Annotated in this window: 9 protein-coding genes and 1 tRNA gene; 6 read left to right on the plus strand and 4 right to left on the minus strand. The window is 30.6% G+C overall.

The features are described from left to right. The coding region (locus tag HMPREF9129_RS08770; RefSeq protein ID WP_004822666.1) for a glutathione S-transferase family protein at positions 1–560 on the minus strand (560 nt) is incomplete at its 3' end. Positions 561–739: 179 nt separating this feature from the next. Between HMPREF9129_RS08770 and HMPREF9129_RS08775 the strand changes: the two genes are divergently transcribed. From HMPREF9129_RS08775 to hydA, 5 genes are all read left to right on the plus strand, one after another. Further along, positions 740–949 (plus strand): hypothetical protein, encoded by a 210-nt coding sequence (locus HMPREF9129_RS08775; protein WP_004822668.1) that lies wholly within the window; start codon positions 740–742, stop codon positions 947–949. 165 nt (positions 950–1,114) lie between these two features. Then, positions 1,115–1,468, plus strand: a complete 354-nt coding sequence (locus tag HMPREF9129_RS08780) for an arsenate reductase family protein (RefSeq protein WP_004822670.1) — start codon at positions 1,115–1,117, stop codon at positions 1,466–1,468. A 57-nt stretch (positions 1,469–1,525) separates the two neighbouring features. Then, the gene (locus HMPREF9129_RS08785; protein WP_004822671.1) at positions 1,526–2,041 is read left to right on the plus strand and encodes a hypothetical protein; all 516 of its coding nucleotides are present in this window, start codon (positions 1,526–1,528) and stop codon (positions 2,039–2,041) included. 28 nt (positions 2,042–2,069) lie between these two features. Then, on the plus strand, positions 2,070–2,264 hold the full coding sequence (locus HMPREF9129_RS08790) for a hypothetical protein (RefSeq protein WP_156792643.1): 195 nt from the start codon (positions 2,070–2,072) through the stop codon (positions 2,262–2,264). 35 nt (positions 2,265–2,299) lie between these two features. Then, positions 2,300–3,682, plus strand: a complete 1,383-nt coding sequence (hydA, locus tag HMPREF9129_RS08795) for a dihydropyrimidinase (protein ID WP_004822676.1) — start codon at positions 2,300–2,302, stop codon at positions 3,680–3,682. 62 nt (positions 3,683–3,744) lie between these two features. On the opposite strand, the gene HMPREF9129_RS08800 is transcribed toward hydA, so the two are convergent. From HMPREF9129_RS08800 to HMPREF9129_RS08810, 3 genes are all read right to left on the minus strand, one after another. Continuing rightward, on the minus strand, positions 3,745–4,254 hold the full coding sequence (locus HMPREF9129_RS08800) for an adenine phosphoribosyltransferase (RefSeq protein ID WP_040552958.1): 510 nt from the start codon (positions 4,252–4,254) through the stop codon (positions 3,745–3,747). Between the two features lie 39 nt (positions 4,255–4,293). Further along, complete coding sequence (bioB, locus tag HMPREF9129_RS08805; protein ID WP_004822679.1) at positions 4,294–5,253, minus strand: biotin synthase BioB; 960 nt, start codon at positions 5,251–5,253, stop codon at positions 4,294–4,296. Between the two features lie 96 nt (positions 5,254–5,349). Next, positions 5,350–5,757 (minus strand): zinc ribbon domain-containing protein, encoded by a 408-nt coding sequence (locus tag HMPREF9129_RS08810; RefSeq protein ID WP_004822681.1) that lies wholly within the window; start codon positions 5,755–5,757, stop codon positions 5,350–5,352. A gap of 152 nt (positions 5,758–5,909) precedes the next feature. Between HMPREF9129_RS08810 and HMPREF9129_RS08815 the strand changes: the two genes are divergently transcribed. After that, positions 5,910–5,993: transfer RNA gene (locus HMPREF9129_RS08815), tRNA-Leu, on the plus strand. Positions 5,994–6,025 lie beyond the last annotated feature (32 nt).

The following is a 6,025-nucleotide window of genomic DNA, read 5'->3' on the forward strand; positions in this document are numbered from 1 at the left end:
GCTTCCATAAATCTTGCAACATTAGGATATTCACTCCATGGCTTAGGGGTTTTAACAGACCAACGAGCCATTACAAATGCGTATGCATCGAGTACAGTAAGTTTATTTTGATAGATATGGTTGGTATCTCCGATCAAATTGTCAAGGTGTGTCATAACACGGTCTATTCTTGCAAATGAAGCTTCACGAGCTGCTTCAATACTTTTTTCGTCAGTGAGTGTAGTATATCTTTGAGGGCTAAACAACGGCCAATAAGCAGGGTGAAAATCTCCTGTTAAGAAAGAAATGGTTTCATTAAATTTAAAATGATTTACAATTCCTTCATTGCTACCTAAATTACTTTCAGGATATCTTTCAGCGATATATTGGAGAATAGCTCCAGCTTGAGTCATCATACGAGATTCACCTATATCAACAGCAGGCACAGTTGCCAATGGATTTATCTTTTTATATTCTTCGGATGCATAATCTACTTTTTCAACTTCATAATCAGCGCCGGCCCATTCAAGTGCTATCCAACAAGCTAAAGAGCAAGTTCCGGGTGCATAATATAATTTCATAAATAAACCTCCCTAAATATTTCTTTTTAATTTCTACTCATAAATAAAATTAGCTAAGCAAGTTGAATTATAATAGCAAGTGATAAGGCTGTAAAATAAAGCTATATTATGATAATATTTAGTTAATACATAAAAGTAAAATGAGTTTAAAATATAGTTAAAATTTTAAGGGGACTTTATTGAGAAAAAATAGTGATGGATATATTTTGCTACTACTATCAGCATTAATAATATTTTATTTAAAATTGGGTAATCCAATTAACTTTTATAGAAGTAAAAATGTTGTAAATAATTATATTTCTAACAAATACAGCTCTGATATGTATATAGCAAAGACTTATTATAATGGATCTGGAAAATATACTATGGCAGTGCAATCAAAAAAATAGAGAAGATTTTTATTTTTTAGTAGATACAAGAGATGGAAAAATAACAGCTGATAATTATGATGAAAAAATTTCGGGTAAATAATTAATCTATCAGAAAATAAAATCGTAATGAGAATAAAATTATTTTGTATATTTATTGGAAAGATAATATAGGGGGAATAAATTATGGAAAAAATTTTAATGGTATGTTATCCAAAATGTAGCACATGTAAGAAAGCTGAAAAATTTTTAAAAGAAAAAGATATAGAATACTCTTATAGAGATATAAAGGAAGAAAATCCAACATTAGAAGAGTTAAAGAAATGGCACAAAATGAGTGGACTTCCGCTTAAAAAATTTTTTAATACATCAGGACAGCTATATCGCTCAATGGAATTAAAAGACAAATTAAAAGATATGACAGATGAAGAACAATACAAATTGCTATCATCTGACGGTATGTTAGTAAAAAGACCTATTTTAATAAAAGGTTCAAAAGTATTAGTTGGATTTAAAGTAGATGAGTGGGAAGAAATATAATTAAATTTTAAGGGGTGTTTAGAAATGAGCGCCCTTAAATTTAATTAAGAGATAGTTATGATAGAGTGGAATTCTTGTAAATTTAGGACAATTGTAGTACTTATTATAGGTGTTGTATTTGTAAAGTTTAATCAGCTATTAGACATGGAAAATAGAAAAATTGTTGAAGAATATCTTAATGAAAAGTATGCAGATAAGACATTGTATATAAAAGATGGGATGTATTTTATAGAATCCAAAGAAAATAAGGACAATAATTTTATAGTGATTTTAAACGATAAAAAAGTTAAGGATGATACATATAAAAAGGATGTAGAAAGTGGCAAGTCTACTATCTATAGACTAGAGAATGAAGTATCTAAAATATTGGGAAAAGATTTCGAATTTGATATTAACCATACTATAATAGGTGAGAATTTTGGAGACGTTGGATTTAGAACTCAGGGCAAGAATTTTATCGCATTGAACGGAGAAACTTTAGAAATTGTAGCGAATAAAGACTATGACATCCGAGATTTATTTGAAAAATATGGAATATTAACGTATAACAAAAAAAGTTGGTGTCTTAAATAGCAAAGAATTAGCTGATACAATATTGGAATTGAAGAAAAAATTTGCTGAAAAAAATTTGAAATTTAGCAGTGTGAGTGTCACTTTAAACAACAATAAAAATTATGAAAAAATATCAAAAGAGGAAATAGTTAGTTGTAGAGTTGAAAATATTTCCTATTATGATATAGATGAAAACTTAGTTGATAAGCTTGAAAAACTTATGGTTGTAAGTTATTATGAATAAATTTATTTGAAGATTAAAATAGAAAGGAAAGATATATGAAAAAGCTTTTAAAAAATGGAACTATTGTTACTGGGGATAAAGTAGTACAAGCTGATTTACTTATTGAAGATGAAAAAATAGTTGGAATTGGAAACTATGATGAGGCGGATGAAATATATGACGTCAAGGGAATGTATGTAATGCCAGGGGGGATAGACCCTCATACGCACATGGAACTTCAACAATCGCCACTATATAGGTCTGCTGATGATTTTTACACAGGAACTGTTGCGGCGGCTGTTGGTGGAACTACTACAATATTAGACCACATAGCTTTTGGACCTGAAGGAGCAAATTTACACTATTCAATTGACATATATAGACAACTTGCCAAAAAGTCAGTTGTAGATTATGGTTTTCACGGAGTTATTCAATACGTTGACGATGATATTTTAAAAGAATTGGACGAGATTGTAAGAAATGAAGGGATAACTTCTTTTAAAGCCTATTCTACTTATGGATATGCAATGACGGATATAGATTTTTACAGAATTTTAAAACAGATGAAGAGTTCCGGAGGTCTGTTGACGATACATTGTGAGAATGATTTAATAACAAAACATTTGATTGAAAAAGCAATGGAAGCTGGTCATACAGATGTAAAATATTTTCCGGCGACAAGACCAAATGAAGCAGAGGCAGAATCTGTTGACACTCTTCTAAATTTATCTAAACTTGTGGATGTGCCTGTATATATTGTGCATACTTCAGCTGGAGAATCTGTGGAGAGAATAAAATTATCAAAAGAGATGGGGCAGGAAGTTTATTCTGAAACTTGTACTCAATATTTAATGTTAACTGATGATGTATATTCTAAAGATGGAGCAAAAGAAGGGGTTAAGTACTTAATGCAACCTCCTCTTAGAAAAAAGAAAGACCAAGATGTATTGTGGAAGGCATTAAAAGATGGGGATGTAGCTACGGTTGGAACTGACCATTGTCCATTTATCTATGCTACTGAAAAATCAAAGGGAATTGAAAACTTTACCAATTCACCTGGAGGAGCACCAGGAGTTGAAGAGAGAATAAAGATATTATTTTCAGAAGGTGTGCAAAAAGACAAAATAGACTTAAATACTTTTGTAAATGTTGTAAGTACAAACTCAGCAAAAATATTTGGTATGTATCCAGAAAAGGGAAGCTTAGAAATTGGAACAGATGCCGATATAATGGTAATAGATCCAAGTAAAAATGAAAAGATAAGCGTTGACACGCAACATTCAGTGTGTGATTATAACACTTATGAAGGTTTGGAAGTGAATTGCGGAATTCATTTAGTATTCTCAAGAGGAACTCTTGTTGCACAAGACGGAGAATTTAAAGGAACTCGAGAATATGGAAAGTTTATCCATAGAAAAAATAGTAAACTTTTAAATTAAAAAAGTTCTAAATGTTCGTTTGTTTTATTTACAACGGACATTTAGAACTTTATATTTTTTATTTAATATTTTATTACACTTCTTACATCATAACCTTTTAAAACGTCTCTTCCAGGAAGATCCTCTAATTCAATTAAAAAGTCTAGTCCAATTACCACTCCACCAAGGCTTTCAATAAGTTCAATAGCAGCTTTTGATGTTCCACCAGTTGCTAAAAGGTCATCAACTATAAGTACTTTTGTCCCTTCTTTGATTGCATCTTGGTGCATTTCAATCTTATCAGTTCCATATTCAAGTGAATATTCTTTTGAAACAGTTTCAGAAGGAAGCTTTCCAGGTTTTCTAACAGGAACAAATCCACAACCTTTTTTATATGCTATAGGTGCTCCAACTATAAATCCTCTTGCTTCTATACCAACTACAACATCAATTTCATCATTTCTCAAATCGCTTATTTGGTCAATTGCCTCTTTAAATCCATCAGATTCTTTAAGCAATGTTGTGATATCTCTAAAAATTATGCCTTCACTTGGATAATCTTTAAGTGCTCTTATTTTGTCTCTAAGGTCCATAATCTCCTCCATTCAAAAGAATTATAGCACATGATAGTTTCATACTACAACTTTATATCCAAGTTCATTTATCATTTCTATATCTGTCTTTGGATCCATTCCTTGAGTTGTCAATAGTGTGCCTGAAATACTTGCGTTCGCTCCACTCATAAAGCTTTCTTTTCCAGTATCACTAAGCAGTGCTCTTCCGCCTGCAAGTCTTATATATACATCTTTTAAAATAAATCTATAAATGGCAATAGTTCTATTGATTTCTTCTTGAGTTAAACGCTCATTGTCGCCCATAGGAGTACCCTTTATTGGATTTAAAATATTAACAGGAACAGAATCAACCTTTAACTCTTTTAAATCAAATGCCATGTTTATACGGTCCTCTCTTGACTCTCCAAGACCTATAATACCTCCGCTACAAACTTCCATTCCAACTTCTTGAGCAGCTTTTATAGCATCTATCTTTTCATCAAAACTGTGTGTTGAACAAACAGTTGCAAAAAATTCCCTTGATGATTCTAAATTGTTATGTACTCTTCTAACGCCTACATCATAAAGTTTTTGATAATTCTCTTTAGACAAAAGACCAAAAGAAGCACAAACTTCAACACCTACATCTGACTTAACTTTTTTAATTGTCTCACACACTCTGTCAACTTCTTCATCTGACAATCTCTTACCACTTGTAACCAAAGAATATCTTTCTATTCCAACATCTTTTTGTTTTTGAGCATCAGCAACTACTACATCTTCCTTTAAAAGACCATATTCATTTGAATTGTGTCCATAATGACCTGACTGAGCACAGAATTTACAATCTTCTGAACACTTTCCGCTCTTTGCATTTATAATAGTGCAAAAATTAAAATTTGTACCACAATAGTGTTCACGAATTTCATTTGCACATTTTTTTAAATCTTCATAATCCGCTTTGTATAGAGACATTGCCTCTTCTTTAGTTAAATCATAACCAGCTATGACTTTATCCTTCAATTCAAAAATATCCATAAAACACCTCTATAAAAGAATACAGTTTTATGGATATAATGTCAATTATTTATATGCTTAAGTTTACTATTGTTTTTATTGTATGAATATTGTTAACTATGTTCTAGCGTTAAATTTTGTTTTACACTTTTTACAAGTAACTAAAATTTTTCCTTTCTTCTTTGGAACTCTCAATTCTTGTTTACAATTAGGACATTCTATGTACTTAAAATCTCTATCAGACAAATTATTTTTTGCTCTATTAAATGGTTTTCTAATGGAAGATATAATAGACAAAAACTTTCTATTTTCTTCATATCTCGCGTTGATATTTCTTGAAAGTCCTCTATAGTAAACTATTACTACCAATGTCAATGAAATTATATCTGCTCCTTGAAATTTATATGCAAATCTATAAATTATTCTCTCTATTATAAAAACAATTAATAGAAATTTACTTAAAGCATCTGTGCCATAAATAGCAGCATATCTTCCTCTCATAAATTCAATAAATTTTTGTTTCAATTTTTCACCTCTTTTGAGATATTATAACATTAACAATAACTAATTAAAAATATTTACTCTAAAAGCTTAAATTTGAAAATATTTGTTTAAAAACACTTGACCTAAGTATAAATTTTAGGTATAATTATTTTTGTTGTTAAGACATAACTCATGCGGGAATGGCGGAATTGGCAGACGCGCTAGACTTAGGATCTAGTTCCAATGGAGTGGGGGTTCAAGTCCTCTTTCCCGCACCATTTTAACTCACTATTTAGTGAGTTATTTTTTT

The sequence above is a fragment of the Peptoniphilus indolicus ATCC 29427 genome (genome assembly GCF_000227315.1).
Taxonomy (GTDB): domain Bacteria; phylum Bacillota; class Clostridia; order Tissierellales; family Peptoniphilaceae; genus Peptoniphilus; species Peptoniphilus indolicus.

Bases quoted from the DNA above. Each gene is read 5' to 3' on its own strand.
- bioB (WP_004822679.1), bottom strand. From the start codon at position 5,253: ATGGATATTTTTGAATTGAAGGATAAAGTCATAGCTGGTTATGATTTA.
- HMPREF9129_RS08785 (WP_004822671.1), top strand. From the start codon at position 1,526: ATGATAGAGTGGAATTCTTGTAAATTTAGGACAATTGTAGTACTTATT.
- hydA (WP_004822676.1), top strand. From the start codon at position 2,300: ATGAAAAAGCTTTTAAAAAATGGAACTATTGTTACTGGGGATAAAGTA.
- HMPREF9129_RS08780 (WP_004822670.1), top strand. From the start codon at position 1,115: ATGGAAAAAATTTTAATGGTATGTTATCCAAAATGTAGCACATGTAAG.
- HMPREF9129_RS08800 (WP_040552958.1), bottom strand. From the start codon at position 4,254: ATGGACCTTAGAGACAAAATAAGAGCACTTAAAGATTATCCAAGTGAA.